The following is a 21,594-nucleotide window of genomic DNA, read 5'->3' as shown; positions in this document are numbered from 1 at the left end:
AGGGACGCCCGCGCGTCGTCTCACCTGAGCTGCAATTTGGTGGGAGAGCATTTCAACCTGAAGCCCAGCTCGACATGAAGATCTTCAATCGCCTTGTTGAGCTTGAAGACCTCTTCACGGCTGAGCTTCAGGTAATCGTACGCCTCCGACAGCTTGTCCGGCGGGAATGATTTCACCAGCGGATTGAACCAGTTGAGCGCGGTGACGACACCCCGGACGAGGGTGTTGTGGGAGACCACCACGGCGAGTCCAGGGCGCCCGCGCAGGATGTCGTTGACGTCCTTGCGCTGCCTCGAATTGGGAGCGCCTCCGTCCGTGAACGCGATGCTGCGCGCTTTGGTGATATCTTTTATCGATCGCATGAGATCGATGTACTTGGCCCATTCGTCGTCGCTGGGGGGCGCCTCCGAATGAAGCAGGACCAGGGTATTGCCCACGAGCGTGGACACCATGGTTTTCACGGAGACATTCTCCCGGAAGAGAATGAATGGATCCGGGGCGAGGTGCTCTGACAAATCGCTGCTCGTGAACCCGGAGCGGCATCGTTGATGTGTGATCGTATGACGCAGAGCACGCCCGGACAGGTTATCAGAGGACCGTCTGGAGCGGCAAGGCCCTCCCCCGGGGCACGACGCCGTGCATCACGTGTTCTTCATGCTCCTCGGACCCACACGATCCATCGCTGGACCCACACAGCACCACCTCGTCCATCGCCCGACGAGCACCTTCAGAGCGAGGCCGTCTCGAGCCAGTGCGGGTTCTTCGTCGTCCCGTCGAAATCCTCCGTCGTCTTGAATTTCTCGTATTCGCCAGCCTTGCCGGCTGGGGCTGTGCGCGCGAGCAGCGCATCGACGGACCGAGAAGAGAGCGGCTGGAAGTCGTACGCGGCTGCCAGCGCCTGATCCAGCACACCCACGCTGTCGCATCCGGTAATCACCACCGAGGTGGGCAGATTCATCGCATAGTGCAGGCATTCGGTCGCAGAAGCCGTCTTGCTCTTCAAGATCGCGCCCGAGCCGAGCGGTTTCATTCCGAGCACGCCGATGTCGTGCTCGACGAGCACTGGCAGTACGTGTCGCTCGAAGCTCTTGTAATGCGGATCCATGACGTTGAGGGGCATCTGCACGCTGTCGAAGGTGAAGCCGTTGTCGAAGCCAGCCTTCAGCATGGCGAGGTGGATCGCTGGGTCCTTGTGTCCGGTGAAGCCGATGTAGCGGATCTTGCCGGCCTTCTGGGCTGCGAGCAGCGCCTCCATGGTGCCTCCGGGCGCGAAGCAGCGCGCGGGGTCTTCCATCCGGATGATCTCGTGGATCTGCACCAGATCGATGACATCGGTCGCCAGGCGTTTCAGCGACTGCTCGAGCTGCTTCGTCGTCGATTCGCTGGTGCGGCCGTCGATCTTGGTCATCAAGAAGACCTTCTGGCGGTAGCCATCGGCGAGCGCCTTTCCCATCAAGATCTCGCTGCGTCCCTCGTTGTAGTCCCAGCAATTGTCCATGAACGTGACGCCGTGATCGATCGCATGGCGGACGATGCGCAGGCTGTCTTGCTCTTCCTTGGGCATCGCGATGTGGAACCCGCCGAGCCCCACGAGGCTCACGGTCTGGCCTGTGCGCCCGAGCTTCCTCGTCGGCATGATCCCACCCGGGGGAAGGCGGATGTCACCTTGCTCGGGCGCGCCCGGCAAGGGTCCCCTGGGGGCGCCCCCGGAGCACGCTGTGAGCGCCATGCCGGCGCCCATGGTCTGCAGGAAGACCCGTCGTGACGTGTGCTGGTGCATGGCCTCTCCTGGGCTCTCCCCGGAAGCAGCAAGTGCGCCGCGCACTGGGGCCGTAGAGGCGCCGAGCGTGGGCGCGAACTTCACGGCCCGGGCGTCGATGGGGTGGCTCGCAGCGCGAATGCAGAGCCCGTCGCGGAACCGTGGACGAGCACACGAACACAAAAATTCTTCCGCAGGAGGGGCAAGATCGGCGGCGTGATCCTCTCCCCACGAGATGAGGCGCGCAGGTTGTGGCGTTGCATGCGCTGTGTCTCGTGTAGACTCGCCGGCCTCGCGGAGGCGTCGCCTCCCTCGCAGGAAAGGCCAGCACGTCATGGTGATGAGCTCATTCGTGAGTTCGGCAGGCGCGATCGCCTCGGATCTTCAGAAGCCCAACTTCGAGCTGCGGGTCGACTCGGGTGACATCCTCGACGTGCGCGAATTCCAGGTGCAGGAGCGCTTCTCTTCGCTGTTCGAGGTTCAGCTCCGGGTGGTCTCCCCGAACCCTGATATCGACTTCGACGCGGTGCTTGGAAAGCCCGCGCTGTTTCGCATCCAGCGCAATCGGCTGGTCGGGACGCTGGAGCGGCTGTGGCGTGGTATTTGCTGCCGTATCCAGCAGGTCGGCGTCGAAGACGAGGGGCTCAGCACCTACGAGCTGACCATCGTGCCGACCCTCTGGTTCCTGACCCAGCGCAGGAACCACCGGATCTTCCAGCAGCTCTCGGATCTCGAGATCGTGCTGAAGCTCCTCGCCGAGTGGGACATCACCCCCGTGATGTCCGTCGATCAGGGGGCCTACAAGAAGCGGAAGTACCGGGTGCAGTACGGCGAGAGCGATTATTCCTTCGTCTGCCGGCTCCTCGAGGATGCGGGCATCTCGTTCTACTTCGACCAGGTCGACGACGAGACCAAGCTCGTGCTGAACGACGCGCCTCAAGACAACCCGCCGCGTGGCTCGCTGCCGTTCATCGAGCGGCCCATGGTCGACAAGGACGAGGAGTTCGCGACCGAGGTGCGGGTCCAGCAGCGGACGAGGCCTGGCAAGTACACCATCTTCGATCACGACTACCGACGCCCGGCGAGCTTCAAGCTCCAGGGGACGCACAGCGCCGGCGACGCGATCGAGCAGCGGATGGAGCGATTCCACTACGTACCCGGGATGTCGCTGTTCCGGAGCGATGGGCGAGAGCCCACACCCTCGGCAGACGACAAGGGGTCGGCGCGGCACGACGAAGGCGAGGCGGCACGCATCGCACGACACCGGCTGGAGGCGAAGCGGGCCTCGGCCAAGTCCGTGGTGATGCGGGTCCATGCGCTCGACGTCCGGACGGGTACGGTGCTCAGTGTCTCCGACCACCCCCACCGGGAGCTGGAGAAGCCCCTCCTCGTCGTCGAGGCGACCTACGAGGGCACCTACGACGGCGCGTGGAAGCACCGGATCGAGGCGCGCAGCGCGGCGCTACCTTACCGGCCGCCGCTCGCGACCGAGAAGCCCAAAGCGGATGGCTGCGAGAGTGCCACCGTCGTCGGCCCTGCGGGTGAGGAGATTCATGTCGACGAGTTCGGCCGGGTTCGCGTCCAGTTCCACTGGGATCGCGAGGGCGGCATGAACCAGGACAGCTCGTGCTGGATCCATGTGAGCCAGCCGTGGGGGGGCGCCGGCTTCGGCGGCATGAACCTGCCGCGCATCGGTCAGGAGGTCATCGTCGACTTCCTGAACGCCGATCCGGATCGGCCGGTCATCGTCGGCCGCGTCTACACCAACCTGCAGAAGGTGCCCTACGCGCTGCCGGCCAACAAGACGCAGAGCGGCCTCCGGTCGAACTCGTCACCATCGAACGGCGGCTACAGCGAGCTGATGTTCGAGGACTCCGCGGGCAAGGAACTCGTTCGTTTTCAGGCGCAGAAGGACTTCTCGGGCCTCGTGAAGAACGACTTCGCCCTCAACATCGGTCACGACCGCCAGCACCACGTCAACAACGATGACCGCGAGAGCGTCACCCGCGATCAGTACATCCAGGTCGGCGAGGATCGCCTGGTCAGCGTGGGCCGAGACCAGATCCACTCCGTGAAGGAGCACATCATCCAGCACGCCCAGGAGAAGAGTCTGATGCTCTACGCCTACGAGAACGTGCTGGTGCAGAGCGTGGGGGCCAAAGAGATCCGGCTGAAGTGCGGCAAGTCCGTCATCATCATGAGCGATGAGCACATCATCATCCAGGGAGACATGGTCCACATCAACCCGAGCCTTTGTTTTGCGGATCCCCCTCCGCCGCCAGTGAACGAGGTGAACATCACGCCGCCGGAAGGCTTCTTCTTCGGTGCGCCATGAAGGTTCAGCGCGTCAGCGTGGACGGGTTCCGCGGCCTCCCCGACAAGGCATTTCCGTTCATCGATCCCAGCAATGGGCGGGCAGGGTCGCTGGTGGTGGTGACTGGTGCCACGGGGTCAGGCAAGACCTCGCTGCTCGAGGCGATCATCGCTGGCAAGGAGAAGGTGGCCGCCTACGGTCCGATGCGTCCCGACACCACGTACGTGCGCCCTGGTGCCGGGGCGGCGAAGGTCAAGATCGTCTGGGAGCTGTCGGACGCCGAACGGGGGCGCACCGGGCTCGGGGTGCCCACGCTGGAGAGCGAGGCGATGTTCGGGGGCTCTTTGACCCCGCCGGTGAACGACCCCGCCCTCTCCGCCGTGCTCGGGGAATACTCGCTCGATCCGGCGTCGTCGAAGATCGAATACTTCCACGCGACGCGCCGCATGAACCCCGGGCAGCCAGTGGACGCGACGCAGCTCTCCGGAGGGCTGGCGGAGCGGGCACTGCGGCTGACCCGCGACGACGGCAAGTTCAGCGCCCTCGTGAAGTACATCGTCGCTGCCGGGCTCGGGCTCGACGTCGACGCTGAAGGTCAGCCGCGCCAGCCAGGGCGGGTCACCGCCGCCTTCGCCAAGCTCTGCTCGACCAAGAAGCTCGCTGGCCTCTACCGCGTCGGCGACGGCGTGTTTCCTGGCTTCCAGGACAAAGCGGGGCGTGCGCTGGGCCTGACCCAGCTCTCAGACGGAGAGCTCGACGCGCTGCTGTTCGCGGCGTCGTTCGTACGCAACGGCATCCGGAACTCTGTGGTCCTCGTCGACACGCCGGAACTGCACCGTTCCGACACGGAGGCGCGCGAGTTCGTGGAGGGCCTGCTCTCGCTCGAAGAGGACAACCAGCTCGTGGTCGCGACCCGCTCGCCAGCGGTGATCGGAATGGTCCCACGTGATCTCGTCGTGCAACTGGGGTGAACCGATGCCGATCTACCACACCGACGAGATCAGCTTCGAGGTGCCCGAGGGCTTCGACGACCGCTCCCTGACCGTGCTCTCCCCGACGGGAGAGCCCGCGATCAGTTTGGTGATCACGCGGGAGCCGCGGACAGACGCGCCCCTCGCGACGCAGGTGTCTCAGGTACTGGAGGCGATGCTGAAGCAGGTGCCCGGGAGCAAGGTGACCGGGCAGCGAGAGCGCACCATGGGCGGGCTCGCCGCGCGCGAGGTCCGTACCACCACCGCGGCGAACAAGATCCTTCTCTACGCGCGCCAGGTTTTCGTCTCCTACTACGGGACGCTGCTCACCATGACCGTCACGACGAAGCGCGCTCACCAGTCGTTTTGTGACCGAGCGGTCGAGTCGCTCGCCGACAGCATCAAGTTTCGCAAGAGGTGATCATGGCGGCCTACGAAACGGACGAAGCGCGCTTCGATGTGCCAGCGAGCTGGCTGGATCGCTCGGTCACATCCCTGGAGTACAGCAGCCCCGAGGGGGTGACCCGGGTGGTGGTGCAGCGCGAGCCCACCGAGCAGCGCACCTTGAAAGACCTGCATACCGCGCGCCTCGTGGATTTGCGCCGGAGGCTCGCGGCCTTCGAGCTGATCCTCGAAGAAGAGGTGCTCGTGGCCGGGCGCGCAGCCGTCGAGCTGGGGATGCGCTACCGCGACGAGGATGCGCACCTCTACCAGCACGCGGTGACGCTGATTGTGGGCGAGAAGCTGGTGACCGTCGGTGTCCTCGGCCCGGTGAAGGCCGGGGAGCACATCGACGCGCTGTTCCAGCGGCTGCGTGCGACGATCACCATTCGCGACGCCGAAGACACCTGAGCGAGAGGACGACGAGATGAGCGCGATGGGTCAAGCTGCCCGCCACATGGTCGACCCGATCGAGCACGATCGAGGCCTGTTCGGTGCGATCGTCGGCGCAGCCATCGGGCTCGCGATCGGCGCTGCGATCGTCGCAGCCGTCGTGTTCTCCGGCGGGATGGCGCTCGCCGTCGTGCCCGTGCTCATGGCGGCGGGCACCGTGGCGACGTGCGGTGCTTTTGGCAGAGACATCGGCAGGTTCATAGGCGGGTTCTTCAATAAAAACGCAGGTGACATAGAACGTGGCTCTCCGAACGTGACCGTTGGCAGCATGATGTTGCAGGCTGCCCGGGTCCGCGATCCCGTCAACTGCCATCCAGGCAAGCGGATCGCGTCGGGGTGCGCCACCATCACGATCAACGACGAGCCTGCCGCACGGGTCGAAGAGAAGACCGAGTGCAACGGGAAGATCAAGGAGGGATGCCCGTCCGTCATCTACGGCGGTCCCTCGGTGCAGGTCCTCGAGATCAAGTCACCGGACGACCCGTGGTGGTTCACCTGGATCAGCAACACGCTCGATGTGGTCTCGCTCCTCGGGAGCGCGGCCGGCCTCGCCAGGGGCGGCCTCAGGCTTCTCGCCCGCAACCTCCTGAAGCCCTCCTTCTGGCGACAGAACTGGAACGACCTCGGCTCGATCGGTCTCTACGCCTTCGACAAGGCGGTCAGCGGCACCAGCCTCGCGGACAACCAGTATTACCAGTACGGAAAGCTGATCTTCGGCGGTGCTGCGGCGGTGAAGACGGGCCGGGATTTCCTCCGGATGCGTCCGCAGGCGACGCCTGCTTCGACGGTCCGCACCCCACAGCCTCCCCCGGGCTACATGCGGAACGATGCCGGCCTGCTCGTGCCCACGGCGCCCGCCGGAACCACCCAGCGGGCGTCGGGTCTCCTGGTGCCCAACGCGCCTCCTGGCATGCGCAGAACCGACGGCGGCCTGCTCCTCCCCGCGCCACCACCGCGGGTCGCCAGCCCCACGGGCGGCCAGGGGACCATCCTGCTTCCAGGCCAGAGCCCCCGTATCCAGCCGCCGCGCATCATCAAGCCAGGCGATGTCGATTTCTCTCTGCCTGGCGTGGCCCCGAGGGTGCAAGGCACTCGCACCCCGGGTGGAATCATCCTTCCGAACTGACGGCCCGCCACGACGGACGGCACGCGACGGACGACACCGTCTTCCGCACGGACGGCCCGTCGCGCGACCGGCTTGCATGTCCTGCCCCCACGAGCAGTGCCTCGGCGCTGTGCTCTGGTCGGATCGCCCGTCTCATTGCAAGACGCTGGCCGTGCCGATTCGGAGGGAAGGGGTGGTCGTCCCCTTACGCAGCGCTCGGGGAGCGGGCAGAATCCCTCCTGCCTGCCTTTGCATCCGAGCCAATGCCTTGAACCGCACCGGCCACCCACTCTATTTCGACTACAACGCCTCCACCCCCGTCCCGCCGCGTGTCCGCGCCGCGGTGCTCCGGGCCCTCGAAGAGGGCTTTGGCAACCCGAGCGCCGCTCACCCCTATGCGCGTCGAGCGCGGGACATGGTGGAGCGCGCGCGCATCCAGGTAGCCCGGCTGATCGGCGCGGAGCCTGAAGAAATCGTCTTCACCAGCGGTGGCACCGAGGCAAGCAACCTTGCCCTGCGCGGCGTGCTCCCCGGGACCAACGGAGGCGGACTGGTCACCACGACCATCGAGCATCCGGCCACCCAGGCGCCGTCGCGCGCACTGGAAGCCGCGGGGGTGCAGGTGACGCGCGTCGCGCCGACCCCGGACGGGTGCGTGGAGGCCGACCACGTGTCCGCTGCGCTCGACGCGATGCGCACACCGCCCGTTCTGGTGAGCCTGCTCCTCGCCCAGAACGAGACGGGCGTCCTCCAGCCCGTGGCCGAGATCGCGGCGCTCGCCAGGGCTCACGGCGCCCTGTTGCACGTCGACGCGGCGCAGGCCGTGGGCAAGATTCCGGTCGATGTGAACGCGCTCGGCGTGGACCTCCTCTCGCTGGCAGGACACAAATTGTATGCACCCAAGGGCGTGGGAGCGCTCTACGTGCGACGCGGCGTGACCATCCAGCCGCTGCTGGTGGGCGCGGGTCACGAGCGCGGCCTGAGGCCAGGGACGGAGAACGTCCCCGGGATCGTGGGACTCGGTGAGGCCTGCGGTATGGCCTTGGAGGGACTCGACGAAGAGGCGAAGCGACAGCAAGGCCTCCGCGACACCCTGGAGCAGCGGCTCGGTGCGGCGGGCTTCGTCGTCCACGGAGCCGGCGCGTCGCGGCTTCCGAACACCACGAACGGTCGCTTTCCGGGCGTGCAAGGAGCCACGCTCGCCACCCGCCTCTGCGAAGAGCTGGCGTTCACGACGGGCAGCGCCTGTCACGCAGGCGTCGCGAAGCCTTCCGACGTGCTGACGGCCATGGGGATCGCCGCAGAGGATGCCGTGTGCGCCATCCGCCTGAGCCTGGGGCGAGGGACCACCGAAGAGGACGTGGAGCGCGCCGGAGAGCTGCTGCTCCGGGCGGTGAGCGCCCCGCGTGGGGGCTGACAGTGGTGAGGGCCTCGAGCGCTGGGTGAGGGCGGAGAGCGTGCGGCGCGTCCCGTGACGCGCGGCCGTGGTGCGCCCTCTTGGAGGCCGTGAGGGGCTGTCAGCGCTTCAGTTGCCGAAGCAGCTGGTGGGCTCCAGGCGCACGCTGTAGTTGGCGCCGTAGTTGCTGTCCCACCAGCCGTTGGCTTCTGCGGCGACCTCGATGTCCCACGCGTTGAGCTGCCCCTGTTCGCCGAACGCCCAGAAGAACACATGCTCCTCGGTCGGGGTGGGATCGCTGCACACGTAACGCCCTCCGGAGTAGGGCGCGTGCTCGACCCCCTCACAGGCAGGGTTCTGGTTGTAGCTGCCCGCGCTGCACCAGAAACAGCCGCGGGGGCCGGAGTCGAGGAAGACGTACGCATCGTCGTTCACGCCGGCGTTTGCCGCGACGAACGCGTCGTTCCCGTTCAGCCGGATGTAGATGTTGATCTCGTCGTCGGCGAAGTGGTCACGCAGATACCCGTCGTAGCTGATCGTGAGCTTCATGTGGCGTGTGACGTCCACATGATCCCGGATGATGTCGAACGGGCCCGAGGAGGCCGTGTCGACGCGGCTGCAGAAGTCGTAGTCGGGCGGGTAGTTCGATGCGGCGCTGTCCCCTGGAAAGGACGCGAGCGCGATGGCGAGGGGGGCAGCGGCAGCGAGGATCTTGCGGATCATGGAGATGCTCCTTGGACAGGAGGTGGGTTCAGGGTGACAGAGGAATGTAACGTGAGAAGATGCCGCGAAGGCATCAGCTGGGAGGTGCCGCAGATGTCGACATGCCTCTGTCCGCGCGCCGAGCGTGAGCCTGCACGCTGGAGAGCGCGCGCTGCGAGAGTCAGCGCGTCGTTGCCGGCGACGCTTGAGGCTAGCGCGCCGCAGCGCCGCGGGCTGCGCTCCCGCCGTGGGCCTCGGCCTGCTGGCGGGCGCGAGCGCGCAGCCGTTGCTTCAGCGACGGGCCTCCCGGGTGACGCACCGAGGCGGCAGCACGCGAGACGATCACGGCAAGGTGCCGCGCGACCTGCTCCGTGGGCGCGGCGACGACGTCGATGGGGCCGTGCTCGGTGTCGAGTTCCACCGCCCAGCTCCCGGCCGCGGCGCGCACATGGACCCCGTTGAGCTCACCCAGAGGAATCCCTGCACCGAAGCGACCCTCTGGCTTCAGATCGATGCCGCCCACCCGGCTCACCCATGGCGCGACGACGATCCGGTCCTTCGCGAGCCAGAACAGCGGGCTGGAGAGCGCCACATATTTCACGGCGAAGCGGGCCACGCCGAGGAACGCATAGGCCGTGAGGGAGATGAGCATCGCCGAGGCGCCCAGGCCGATGGCGAGACCGTTCTGGCCTGCGGAGAGGCTGCGGGCGACCTGGATCCACAGTGGCACGGAGACCGCGAGCAGGAGCGAGCCGATGGTCACATTGCGGGGGGCCGTGGTGCGGGGGCCGATGCTCGCGTGGTCGCGGAGGACGAGGTAGTCACCCTCGGTGCGCAGCACGAAGCGCGCAAGGTCCGCCACCCCTGGCGGCGGGTGGTCGTCGACGGTCTCGCGGTCGCCGTCGCGCTCTGGCACCGCGCGGTGGGCGATGGCGTCGGCCGGCTCGGTCCCATGTGCGGTCTCCAGAGGGACACCGAGTACCCGGGCGAGCCTGGCGGCGAAGGCCTCGACCTGGGCCTCGGCGCGGGCGGCGTCCAGGCTCCGTACCTCCGCGACGAGCCAGCGATCACGCGGCGTCCGAGCGCCGTCCGCTGAGCCTCCTGCGAGGACGACCCACGCCGAGAGGTGGGTGCGCTGCCGGTTACACGCCGGCGACTCACAGCAGGAGAGCTGCCGTGAGGTGATCGCGACGCGCGCCACCTCGGCAGTCTCCGCCTTGCCGCCCGCGTCGAGACGCAACGGCGCGATGCGGATGGAACTCCCGCTCGGCCGAATCCAGACAGAGTCAGCAGGCGTGGGCCCGTATCCCTCGGATCCGGTCCCAAGGGCTGGCACGGCGCGCAGCAAGGGGGGCTTCGCGCCTCGCTCGCTGAGCGCTCGGGCTGCGCCGATCGGATCCGTGAGGCCGTCGATCAGCGAATCCGAGGCGCTGGCGCCGACCGCCTCGACGGCGCGCGCGACCTCCGCGTCGAACGCCGATGTCGTTCTGGCTGCTACCGCCATGCTCGGTCCTTTGCCCTGGATCTGGAGGATTGTAAAGGAGGGTGACCGGACATCGCATGCGGGAGAGCAGCCTTCTGGGTGGGCGCTTCCCACCCGCCCCGGCGCGCGGCCGTCACGGACTGGCCAGGGGACTGGCTGGACGTCAGGGTTTCGTCGGGGGCACGCCCGTCTTCAGCGAGCCGTCGTCGAGGCTCTTCTCGAGCGCCTCCAGGCGAGCCTTCACCTCGGCCGGAACCTTGCTTTCCGTGTCGTGGAAGGGGGCGTAGGTCGCCTTGCCCAGGTGGTTGCCTGCTTGCACCTTCCCCTCCTTGGCGAGCTTCAGCAGATCGAAGGTGCCCTCATCGAGGCGCTTCATGGCGCTGCTCAGCATCACCTTCTGCGCCTCGGGGACCGTGGCGTACTGATCGGTGTCTACACCGATGGCATACGCGCCCTTCTCCGCTGCGCCGAGCAAGGCGCCATTCCCTGTCTTTCCACCCGCGCCGAAGACGACGTCCACCCCCTTGTCGATCATCGAGATCGCCGTCGTCTTGCCCCACTCCGGATCGGTGAAGGTTCGATCGATGCCCACGTCGTTGTGGTAGACGACGCTGAGATCCACGTCGGGCCTCACGTGCTTCGCACCTGCGCGGTAGCCCTCGCCGTAGCGCCACACGGGCGGCACGGCGTCCGTCGCCAGAACCGCGCCCAGCTTCCCGCTTTTCGTGGTCATCGCCGCCAGCGCCCCCACGAGGAAACCCGCTCGATCCTCGGCGAAGACGAGGCTGGCCAGGTTCGACGTACCCAGGCCGGGTGGCTGGAGCTGGTCGACGCCGATGAACGCGACCGAAGGAAACCGCGCTGCGGCCGTCTGCGTGGCCTCGGCGAGCGCGTAACCGACGGTGACGACCACATCGTAGTGGTCCTCGGCGAAGGTCCCGATGTTCTTGGCGTAGTCCTTGGCGTCCGTGGTCTCGATGAACTGCACGGTAGCGCCCAGCTCTCGCTTCGCACGCTGCACCCCCTCCCAGGCCGACTGGTTGAACGACTTGTCGTCCACCTTGCCCACGTCGGTCACGAGGCCGACGCAGAACACCTCGGGCTTGCTGCAGTCGGGGCGCTCCGATTTTCTGGAGCTACAGCCCGCTGCCAGCAGAGCGGCGGCGCAGAGACTGACGGAGACGAAAGGGACTCGGAGTGACATGGGCCTCGATGCTCGTTGGTGCGTCGCCGCTAGGGCTTCTGCTCGGCGGCCGGCAGGCCACCGCGCTGGCGGATGTCGGCCGTGAGCTTGTTCATGGCGTCGGTGTGCCGCTTGCGCGCCGTGGTGATGCGCTCTTCCATGCGCTCGGAGGCATTCCTGGCCTGCTCCGCGGTGGAGGCGAGGAGCGCCTTGGCCTTCGACAGCTCCTGCGATCGCTGCGCCGATGCCTTCTTCTCCTCGGCGGTGCGGTTCGGCTCGGCCTCGAAGGCGCGCTCTTCCTCGATGGCGGTGTCGATGGATGCCTGCACCTGCTCGACCTCTTCGAGCAGGCGCTTCAGCCGGAGTTTGTCCTCCACCATGGAGATGTGGACGATGTAGCTCGCGAGCGCGATGTCGTCGGCCTGCTTCTCGAGCGCCGCGACGTTCTCCTTGCCGAGCCCGGTCTTGTGGCGCTCGATGAGCCGATGCGCCTCGTTGCGCTTGCGCAGCTCTCGCTGGAGTTCACGCTCCACGGCCTCTTCGAGCGCGTGCGCCACCGTCCCGGAGAGTTCGACCTCGCACCCCTTCTGTTTGGCGACGTACTGCGCCGAGCCCGCGACCTTCCGGGTGATGTCGTCCTTGTTGTCGACGAAGAAGCCAGCTGCGCCCTCGACGCGGCGCGCTCGCTCCACGTAGTCGTGGCTTCGACCCGTGTCCTCGGCGCGCTCCACGATCTTCAGCACCAGCGCCCAGTCGGGTTTCTTGAGCGCCTCGGGATAGCTGGCCATCTCGCTCGCGGTGCGGCTGGCTGTCTCGTCCTGCACGTTGACCCGCGAGGTGGTCTCGCCGAGGCCCTCGGGAAACCGCGCCGCGTAGCCTCCTTGAGGTGCGGAAGACAGGATCTCGGGCTCGGGCAGGGGAGCGCCGCACGCAGACAGGCCGAGGGCCCACGCCACGATGGCGACCAGAGCGGCTCGTCGGGAAGGTCTCATGGCCGAGTCGTACCGCGATCGGAGGGACTCTGGCTAAACTTCGCATGCGCGCGCCGCGTCAACCGAAGGTCTCGTGGCGTCCGGGCTCCTCTTTCGGGAGTCCCTGCTGGGCCAGGGCGTCAGCCGGGGGGAACCAGCTTCAGGATCTGGCGCGCCACCTGGTGGGCGGTGTCGAGGACGCCTTGCCCTCGCACGGGGACCGTGCCCACCACCGGGATGGCTGCGGCATCGGCTCGATCCGCCAGCAAGGGGGTCACGACATCGGCCACGGGCAGTGCATCGGGGGCGTCGATGAACGTGCACTGCACGACGAAGCCCAGCCGCTCCAGCGGCACATCGTACGAGTCCAGGTGGGTCCGCAGCTCGTCGAGCGCGGCCTTGTTCGCCTGCTGACGGTCCGGGCGCGCGTCGGCCACGAATACCACGGCGTCCACGCCTTCGAGTATCACGCGCCGCGCCTCGGCGAATCTGGGCGCACCCGGGACCGTGAAGATCCCCAGCCTGGTCCGATAACCGCGCTGCTCGCTGACGGTGAGCGTGTAATGCTCGTAGACCCCTTCCGGGCCGGCTGCTCTCGTATCGAGAGGTTTCCTTCGTTCCGCGGGCGAGCTGGTCGTTTCGCGAATGTGCTGAAGGGATGAGGTCTTCCCGGAACCCGAGGTCCCATACCACACGACTTTGGCCAGGATCTGCTTCCTGGAATGGTCGACTGTCGCCACGGAGTCATCCTCCTCCAAGCCGCTTCACAGGGCAAGGGTCGGTATGCTGATAGCACGTGCCACGAATTACGTTTCGGCACCGTATCACGGGTCTCGTCATGTCGATCCGCTTGGATGTTGCGGTGCTCGTTTGGTGAAGGAAGAGGATGGAATTGCGCGTGCCCGATGATTGCGCATCCTAATCGATGCAGCTCGCATCCCGCCGCGGACGATCGCGCGCGCCAGATGAGACGTGTCGCCCGGTGACTCTCCGCTGCCGAGCTCCACCGCTTGGCGAGCAGGTCCTCGTTGAATGTGATTTAGATCGCTGAACTGATGGCTGAGGACGCTGGGACGAACGCTCCCATCACCCGCATGCGCAGACTGGCTCAGCCTGGATCGGGACGGCCGGAAACCATGAATCGCCGAAGTCCCTTGTGTAGCGTGCGCGTTATATAACGCGACGGTTAAATTCGGAGGCGCACCGCGAAGAACCTCCTGTCACGCTTTGGGGATGCGGTTCGCGCCGGTTTCCAGCGGTTTCGTACGGAAGATTGAGGGCGAGGGGGTCTCTGGATGACCGAGATCCATGCTCCGTCTCGTGCGAGAGGCGTGCTGTCCTGAACGATCTACGCCGTGGCTCCGGATGGCCAGGATCGCGTCATCAAACCGTCCGGCTTGAGGGCTGCGGGAAGGAAAATGTGCTTCCAAGGGCAGGACGGCCCCAGGTTTTCGGTGGAACAGGCGTCGTCGGCCGTTGATGCGACCTTGTCTCGGGCGTGACCAGGTGCCGTCGGCCGTTGAGGCGACCTTGTCTCGGGCGTGACCAGGTGCCGCCGGCCACCCATGGGATGTTGGTCAGCAAACCATCCTTCCGGATGTGGCTCTCGGCGGTGGGTCATGCTCGAGACGAGGTGTCGCCTGCTGGCGTGGGGACCTGAACGGGAGGGGACCCTGGTCTGGCCTGCGGCCAGGGACGTCGAGTTCTGCGTGACAGGGGGATCGTGTCGGCCAAGGAGGACAGGATCGAGGAGGAGCTGGACCGTGTCGCTCGCTGCATCTCTTCGTTCACGACCGTGACCGGACGAAAAAAAAAGCTCCGGCACCAGGTTCAGCAGGTGGGGTTGAAATTGTGGCCTGGAATGCAAAAGTTGGGTGTGCCGAACCGGACCGAGCTGGCCAGAGAGATGCAAGGCGCGCTAAAGCCACCACACCCGCCCCTCGGCCGTGAACAGCAGCCCGCAGCGCAGCCGTCGGCCCGTGCCTCGCGTCGTCGTCTCCAGCAGCCGCGCGCACGCCACCAGGTGCTGCGCCGCCCGTTCGAGTTCAGAGGCGCTCCTGATGGGCTGTTCGGTCCTGATTTCCAGGAGATCGAGCCGCGTGGCGCTCACGGCCACGAGATCGATGCTCCCATGGACCAGCGTCCCGCTCTCCGAGCCCGCGATCGGGTAGTCGGTGTGCAGGGTGATCCCGGCGCGCTCCCAGAGGCCTTCAGCGCGGAGCGCGGTCCGCGCTCGTCCCACGTCACGGGTTGCCTCACCGAGCCGACGCTGTAGGCCGGTCTCCCGCGCCGCCATGTGCAGCGCAGCCTCCAGGGAGAGCGCGCCTCGCAGGAGCAAGGACAGCGCTCGCTGGACGGTGGCCGCGAAGGGGGGATCGAAGCGGCTCACCCGCGGCGCGCCGCGGGTCGTCCTCGGGAGTGGCTCGGCCGGATCACCAGGAGAGATGGGCATCAGCGTGTCGCCTTCTGGCTCCTCGGATCGGAGCGGAGACCGCTGGGCGCGTGGGCGTGGCACTTCTAGGGGGGGGGGGCCGCGATGAGGGGCGCTCCGCGCACCCAGCTGAACGCCGGCGCGCAGGGGAGGGGAGGAAAGCTCAGTCAGAGCCCGGGTGATGTCCCGAGTCGGCGCCCAGGGCGCGTCGACGTCCTCTTGATCGGTCGAGCGCGTGGCGCCGCGCTCCTGGTCATCCACGCGCAAGAGCGCTTCGAGCCAGCCTGCATCGTGCGTCGCGCTTTCGGGGTGAGGCAGCACGAGGAGCCGACGCGCGCGCGTAATGATCCGGTAGATCTGCCACCGATGCTCTCGAAGCTGCTCGTCGCGCGCGCGCGAGAGCACCTGGCTACCCCAGCGGAGCTGCCAGCCCCCTTCCGCCGAGAGCCAGACCGCCCACTCTTCTGTGCGCGGGTCGACCCACCAGGCGCGTCGCGGCAGCGGAGGACTCGCGTCGCGCGTCCTTGCGAAGAGCGCATCCCAGAGCACCACCACGGGGATCTCGAGATCTCCGGCCTGCTGGGCCATCAGCACCCGCACATGCTCCAGCCCTGTCCCCAGCGCCCCCAGAGGGGGGGGGCGCTCCAGCCAGCCGTGGAGCCCTGCGGTGGCCGTGTCGTAGTCGAGCCCTTCGCGCGCCGCGCGCTCACCGAGCGCGAAGCAGAGCGCCCTGAGCCTTGCCAGTCGCGCCTCGCCATTTGGGCCCAGCGCGGTGGTCCGACCGAAGGCCGTTTGCTCCAGCAGGTCCCTGGCCGTCGCTCCTGGTGAGCGCTCCAGCCGTCGTTTCCGCAGCGCCGTCACGAGGTCGAGCGCTACTGCGACCCGCGCTGCGGCTGGATCTTGCGCGTCACCGGCGCGATGTCGCCAGAGATCCTCCAGGGTCAGCGCGAAGAACGGTGGACGGAGCAGCGTCGCCATGGCGGCTCCGTCGTCCTGATCGGCCAGGGCGCGCAGGCCGAGGAGAAAGCGCCTCAGCAGCGGATCCTCGAGCGCGAGCGGCCCGTCTGCGGCTGCGTGGGGGACCGCCTGGTGATCGAGCGCGGTGAACAGCGCCCCGAGGTGCTCGCCGTTCAGTGCGATCACCGCGATGTCTCCGTAACGCACGGCCCGGTGCCTCCCCTCTTCCGCATCGATCCGGAGCCCGCTCTCCTCCACCAGCCACCGCAGGTGAGCGGCGAGCGTCCGCGCCTCCAGTGCTTTCCAGGTGGCTTCGGCGGATGGCGCTCCTGCCGGCAGCGCCAGCGGGAGCAGGTGGACGGATGGGTGTCGCGTTCCAGGGGGCTCCCCCGCGCGCTCCTCCTCCATGGGCCTCGGCGTGAGCAGGGGGAGCGTGGGACCCTCATCGCTGGATGAGGAGACTCCGAGCAGCGCTGGAAGACGGCGCGCGAGCCAGCGCGTGAGGGGAGGCGTCGCCCGGTAGCTCGTCGTGAGCTGCACCCGCAGCGCCCCCGCCTCGAGGGCCCGTTCGCGGAGCATCTCGCCCGGCGTGTCTTCGGGGGACGAGCCACCAGAAAAAGAGAGTGGGTCCAGCGCCAGCGTGACGCGCCCTTCCCCGAAGCGGGCCGAGGGGGGGGTCCAGGCTGCCATCCCATCTCCGGCGAGGTGGAGCACGATCTCTGCTTCGAGTGGATCGAGGGTCTGGGCGTCGTCGACGACGAGGTGGCGGATTCGGCTCTGGAACTCGGCGCGCGCAGCGACATTCGAGGTGAGCAGCGCGCGCAGCTTGAAAAGGACGTCGCGCCGATCGAGCACGCGGAGGCGTCGCTTCACCCGCTCGTGGAGCGCGAGCACCACCGGCTCGAGCCGCGAGAGCCGGGCTGCGAACTGCTCCTCGGCTGGACCGAGAAGCTCGAAGAGCAAGGGGGGCTCGTCGGGTCGCCCCGACCCCTCCGAGAGTCTTCTCCAGGCCTCCCAGGCGCCTGGATCTCCGTCGAATGCCTTGCGGTACGGCCGGTCGCGCAGCGCGCCGAGAGCGGGCCCCAGCGTCCGCAGGATCGTCAGCGGATCGACCTTGTCGCGCATCGCGTCCGCGAGCCATGCGCAGCCCTGGATCCAGGCGGCGCCCGGTGAGGCCACGCCCAGCGATTCGGTCAGCGTCATCAGACCGTCGACGCCGCGGCGGAACCGCTCCCGGTCGAACACGGGCAGCTCGAGCCGAGGGCGTGTGTGCCGTTCCAGAAGGAAGCCCGTCACGAGGTCCTCCAGCGTGAGCTGGTCTCGCTGGCCCCCGACGTGTTTTCTGGCATGGATCCCGAGCAGCAGCGCTTCTTGCACCGTCTGCTCCGCCTCTGCAGCGAGCGACATGGGGAGATCGTGTGGCCCACGGTGCTCGGTCGAGGTCGTGGCCGAGACGGGCTTTGCGCCGAGCGAGGCCGCCAGGGTCCCGTTCTGGGCGCCATCGAGGAGCTCACAGAACGTCTCGTGGGCGAGCGCCGTCGGATCCTCCACCAGCAGGTCCGCAGGACCGATACCAGTCTCCAGGGGCCACTCTCGGAGGAGCTGCTCCGACAGGTGCGTCAGCGTCCACGCAGGTGTGGTCCCCAGGCCTGCGAGGGCGGCGCGGAGCCTCGTCGCTCGTGCTCCTCCTGGACCCGTGATTTCCTCCTCGAGCATGTCGTCACGCTCCACGCCGTCGAGCGCGTCGAGGAGCTGCTCCCGGACCCTGGCGCGCAGCCGTGTTGCAGCTTCGGGCGTGGAGCAGAGCACGGCGACCTGCTCGAGGGTAAGGGCAGGCGCCCTCTCCCGCTCCTCCGGCGCGAGCAACGCGACGATGCGCGCTGCGAGCAGGGTGGTCTTGCCGGTCCCCGCCCCGCCCTCGACGAGCACGCACCGGCCTCGCTCGCGCAATGCGGATCGTCGCGCGGCCTCATCGGTCGACGACGGTCCCGGAGGAAGGTCGCGCGTCACGTGAGCGACGCCCCTCCCTGGCTACCCGGAGCGCCGACCGCCCTCGCGGATTTCAGCGCCCAGAACGCGCCGAGCGCGGGCTCTGCGCCGACTGCGAGTCTGCTCGCCGCGCGCGCTGACGCGCGGGAGCCGCACGCCGTCTGGAAGGCGCAGCGATGGCAGTCCTTCTCTCGGGGCGTATGCGGGAAGGCGCGCGCAGCGAGCAGGCCACCCAGCATCGCGAGCCACGCCCTCGCCGCGCTGGCCAGCTCGTCGAAGTCGTCATGGTAGGCCCGCTCCGAGGGGACCTGCACCCCCGCATAGGCCGTGGCCGCCGAAGGACTCAGTCCGAGCGCCTGGGCCTGATCTCCGGAGGCCAGCGCCGCGACGGCGACCGGGAGATCCTGCTCGGGGCTCGGCCCTTCCGATGACCTGGGGCAGCATCGCTCGGTGCTGAGCATCCGCACGAGCAGACGATCCCGATCCTCGTCCAGCCGGTGCGTCACACTCGCCACGTGCAGCCGGACCTCTCCGGCAGGCAGCACCGCCGAGAAGGGCCTCTCCACATCCAGGAAGCGACGCGGCCGCCCACCGCACCAGTCCTGCGACACGAACAGGCGAGCGTCGCGACGAAGCCGGTCGCGCTGCTCCCGGACCGCGGCGCCTGCCCGGAGCGAAGGGACCATGCTGTTCGCGAAGACGGTCCGCGCCGCGGCGTCGGCGAGCACCTCCCAGGCGGGCAAGCTGCGTTCGCGCTTGCCGAACTCTTCTCCATGCTTGGCGAAGAACGCAGCCAGCGCGCGACGCAGCAGCCGCCCATGCGGCTCCGGGCCCAGCGCGTGGGCGATGGGGAGGGGCCTCTTCGGCGAGAACCTCAGCCCGTGGATCAGCAGGAAGCGCTGCGGGCACGCCAGCAACTCCTGCAGCTCGGGGACCGTGATGGGGACGTCGGCGCTCATCCCCGGCAGCCGGAGGGGCCCTGCTCCGGGGGAGATGGGGGCATCCCAGGCGTCCGAGGCGAGGAGGGCGAGGACCCGGGCGACATCGAGCGCATCTCCCCCTGGGTCGGTCGCTGCCTCGCCGGACACGCTCGCGTGGCTCGGCCCAGCGGCACCCTGTCCGACCGCTGGCGGGCTGAGCACGAGGGGTCGCCCCAGGGCTGCGGCCACGTCCTGGAGGACGACGGAGGGCCCCCTCTCCAGTCCCTTGCGGTCCCGCCGTGCCGCCGAGAGGATCAGGGTGCGCCGCGTATCACGCACTGCGCGATCCAGGTCGTGAAGTGTCGAAAGGTCCGCATTCCGGACCGTGAGGCGGCCCGGGAGCACGGGATCCACCTCGGATGGCGCCGGCACCACGCCGTCGGTGAGCCCGAGGAGCCGGGTGGCGTCGAACCGCATCCCCCGCGCTTGCCGTGGCGTCCCGATGAACACCGCTCGATCCCCGCACCGACCAGCCGGAACACGGCATGTTCTCAGCGTCCGCGCGACCTGCGCGAGCGCCGCCTCCCCGCGCAGCGCGCCCGTCGCTGGGTCGGTGCACTGAGGCGCGAGGACGACGTGCGCCGCGTCCAGCGCAGCCTCCCCCGAAGGGGCCTGCAGCCACCGCTGGGCGAGGGTCCTCAGCGCTGGCCAGATCTGACGCAGCGGGCCCCCTTCGGCCGAAAGACGCGCCAGGTTCGCCAGCGCCAGGAGCGGCTGCCTGGCGGCTCTCAGGAGCGCGATGCGCGCCTCATCGCCTCGTCCACCCACCCGCTCGACCCAGCCCATGGCGCCGCTCAGATCCTCGGGTCCCCCCCCGACCTCGATCAGTGCCGCCACCACCTCGCTCGCTTCGCTCGGGGAGAGTGGGTCACGCCCCGGGAGACGGAAGGTGGGCAGCAGCTCGGCGAGGCGTGCCAGGGGCAGGTGCTCCTGGAGCGCTCGGACCAGGGCCAGCATCCGCGCACCGAACACCGTCTGCGCCATCGGGAGCCCGCCTGCCACGTACAGGGGGACGCCACCTTCCAGAGGCCACGACGCGCGCTCCAGGCGCTCCTTCAGCAACGCCGCCCAGGGCTCGATGGCGGGGACCAGCAGCGCGATCTCGTCGAGCGGCGTCTCGCGCGCTGCTTCGGACACCCACGCTGCGGCTGCGTCCAGCTCCTCGTCCATGCAGCCATGGAGCTCCAGGCGGACCGCGCCATCGCCCTTGGCGCTGGAACTTCTCTCCTGATCAGCGAGCACCACGGGGGCCTCGAAGAGACGACTGCCGAGCCGGGACAGGTCACCCTGCACCTCCTCAGGAGCTGCGCCCTCCGGAGTGGCGTCGCTCTCGGGCGCGGTCGTGCTCGGGGCGGGGGAGGGAGCGATGCCTCTCTGCGGTTGCGTCCTGGTGCTCTCCTGCGGGCCGAACGCATGCTCGGGCGGCCAGTCGTTCCGCAGCGCGTCAGCGACCTCTGCGCCGAGCAGTGCCTCCATCCGCGCCAGGTACTCCGGCGTCCGTGGCCTGGCGGCGAGGAGCCCGAGCGTCACGCGGGGCACCGCGAGCAGAAAATCGCGCTCCGCGACCGTCAGATCCCCAGCCACCACGGCGAGCGTGGGGCCCTCGAACGGCCACGACGTGGGGGTGGTGGTCAGCACCGAGGCGGCTTCTCGGAGCAGGCGAGGTGTCGTCACCGAGCTGCCCGCGGCGCGCTCGGCCGCCGCCCACAGGGTCGCCACGTCGCGCTCCCGAGGACCGGCCTGGACGAGCAGATCCCTGGGCCCGAACCCCTGAGCCTCCAGGTCCCGCAGGGTGCGGGCGAATGCTTCCTCCCAGCCTCTGCTGCTGCGGAGCTGGGCGATATCGAATCGCTCCAAGGGCAGCGCCTCGCGAAACAGCGCCGCGAGCCGGGCCTCCCGCATCGACTCTTCCCCCGCAGTGAACGACGTCTCGGCGGTGCGCAACACCGCGGCAGCAGCGCCAGCGACCGTCACGAAGCGCGTCCCTGCGAGGCCTTCGGGGCGACCCAGCCGCAACAGCTCCCGACGCAACCCGTGGGCCGCGCGTCCGTGCGGGACCAGGACAGTCCGCACCGGCAGCGGACCCTCGACAGGGAGTTCGAGTATTGCGTGGGCCCAGCTCGCGGTGGTCCAGAAAACCTGCAACGGCTGCCCCGCTTCATCGGGCACCTTGCCACTGGGGTAGGCCCTGTTGGCCGATGTCCCTCCGGGTGCGGTGCTCGTATTACCAATCGATGCGATTGCGCGGATGACATCCATCCGAGTTCGACTCCACTCGTGAGCCACTCACGGCTTTGCATTCCTGCCGCTGTATTCCGCGCTGCATCCGTGTTTTCTCGGAGCGATGCCGCGCGCTGACTACCGCGGTACGACGCGCTGATTATCACTGCAATACGATGTCTCGCAAGAAGATTACGGTTCACGAATCGTGTGTGGAGCCGGGTAATTCAGCCGAGAAC

15 protein-coding genes are annotated in these 21,594 nt (G+C 68.1%); 6 read left to right on the top strand and 9 right to left on the bottom strand.

The window, feature by feature from the left end; all coding sequences use genetic code 11:
• Positions 1-20 precede the first annotated feature (20 nt).
• Together CMC5_RS31585 and CMC5_RS31580 are read right to left on the bottom strand one after the other, a co-directional pair.
• Positions 21-461 (bottom strand): hypothetical protein, encoded by a 441-nt coding sequence (locus CMC5_RS31585; RefSeq protein ID WP_156339003.1) that lies wholly within the window; start codon positions 459-461, stop codon positions 21-23.
• A 266-nt stretch (positions 462-727) separates the two neighbouring features.
• Positions 728-1,780, bottom strand: coding sequence for an aldo/keto reductase (locus CMC5_RS31580; RefSeq protein WP_281180746.1), 1,053 nt, complete (start codon positions 1,778-1,780; stop codon positions 728-730).
• A 331-nt stretch (positions 1,781-2,111) separates the two neighbouring features.
• Here CMC5_RS31580 and CMC5_RS31575 point away from each other — a divergent pair, with 331 nt between their 5' ends.
• From CMC5_RS31575 to CMC5_RS31550, 6 genes are all read left to right on the top strand, one after another.
• Entirely contained in the window at positions 2,112-4,094 is a 1,983-nt protein-coding gene (locus CMC5_RS31575; protein ID WP_245677854.1) for a type VI secretion system Vgr family protein, read from the top strand.
• Positions 4,091-5,044, top strand: a complete 954-nt coding sequence (locus tag CMC5_RS31570; protein WP_050433878.1) for an AAA family ATPase — start codon at positions 4,091-4,093, stop codon at positions 5,042-5,044. The genes CMC5_RS31575 and CMC5_RS31570 overlap by 4 nt, the downstream gene beginning before the upstream one ends.
• A 4-nt stretch (positions 5,045-5,048) precedes the next feature.
• Positions 5,049-5,465, top strand: coding sequence for a DcrB-related protein (locus CMC5_RS31565; RefSeq protein WP_050433877.1), 417 nt, complete (start codon positions 5,049-5,051; stop codon positions 5,463-5,465).
• Positions 5,466-5,467: 2 nt separating this feature from the next.
• On the top strand, positions 5,468-5,896 hold the full coding sequence (locus tag CMC5_RS31560; RefSeq protein ID WP_050433876.1) for a DcrB-related protein: 429 nt from the start codon (positions 5,468-5,470) through the stop codon (positions 5,894-5,896).
• A gap of 16 nt (positions 5,897-5,912) precedes the next feature.
• The gene (locus CMC5_RS31555) at positions 5,913-7,064 is read left to right on the top strand and encodes a PAAR domain-containing protein (protein WP_082362964.1); all 1,152 of its coding nucleotides are present in this window, start codon (positions 5,913-5,915) and stop codon (positions 7,062-7,064) included.
• A gap of 247 nt (positions 7,065-7,311) precedes the next feature.
• Positions 7,312-8,460 (top strand): cysteine desulfurase family protein, encoded by a 1,149-nt coding sequence (locus CMC5_RS31550; RefSeq protein WP_050433874.1) that lies wholly within the window; start codon positions 7,312-7,314, stop codon positions 8,458-8,460.
• A 108-nt stretch (positions 8,461-8,568) separates the two neighbouring features.
• Here the strand turns inward: CMC5_RS31550 and CMC5_RS31545 are convergent, their stop codons facing one another.
• The 7 genes from CMC5_RS31545 to CMC5_RS31515 form a co-directional block, all read right to left on the bottom strand.
• Complete coding sequence (locus tag CMC5_RS31545; RefSeq protein WP_050433873.1) at positions 8,569-9,162, bottom strand: hypothetical protein; 594 nt, start codon at positions 9,160-9,162, stop codon at positions 8,569-8,571.
• 190 nt (positions 9,163-9,352) lie between these two features.
• A complete protein-coding gene (locus CMC5_RS31540) occupies positions 9,353-10,645 on the bottom strand; it encodes a hypothetical protein (RefSeq protein ID WP_050433872.1) in 1,293 nt (430 codons plus the stop codon).
• Positions 10,646-10,787: 142 nt separating this feature from the next.
• Positions 10,788-11,828, bottom strand: coding sequence for a BMP family ABC transporter substrate-binding protein (locus tag CMC5_RS31535; protein ID WP_050433871.1), 1,041 nt, complete (start codon positions 11,826-11,828; stop codon positions 10,788-10,790).
• 29 nt (positions 11,829-11,857) lie between these two features.
• Positions 11,858-12,799: a hypothetical protein gene (locus tag CMC5_RS31530; protein ID WP_050433870.1), complete on the bottom strand. Its 942-nt coding sequence runs from the start codon at positions 12,797-12,799 to the stop codon at positions 11,858-11,860.
• 119 nt (positions 12,800-12,918) lie between these two features.
• Positions 12,919-13,248: a hypothetical protein gene (locus CMC5_RS45205; RefSeq protein ID WP_156339002.1), complete on the bottom strand. Its 330-nt coding sequence runs from the start codon at positions 13,246-13,248 to the stop codon at positions 12,919-12,921.
• 1,448 nt (positions 13,249-14,696) lie between these two features.
• Positions 14,697-18,116 carry a UvrD-helicase domain-containing protein gene (locus tag CMC5_RS31520; protein ID WP_050433868.1) on the bottom strand — a complete coding sequence of 1,140 codons (3,420 nt, stop codon included), beginning with the start codon at positions 18,114-18,116 and terminating at the stop codon, positions 14,697-14,699.
• 56 nt (positions 18,117-18,172) lie between these two features.
• Positions 18,173-21,208, bottom strand: coding sequence for a PD-(D/E)XK nuclease family protein (locus CMC5_RS31515; RefSeq protein WP_050433867.1), 3,036 nt, complete (start codon positions 21,206-21,208; stop codon positions 18,173-18,175).
• Positions 21,209-21,594: the final 386 nt, after the last annotated feature.

It is taken from the genome of Chondromyces crocatus (assembly GCF_001189295.1).
GTDB classification, from domain to species: Bacteria; Myxococcota_A; Polyangia; order Polyangiales; family Polyangiaceae; genus Chondromyces; species Chondromyces crocatus.
This window is presented reverse-complemented; position numbering and strand designations above follow the sequence as displayed.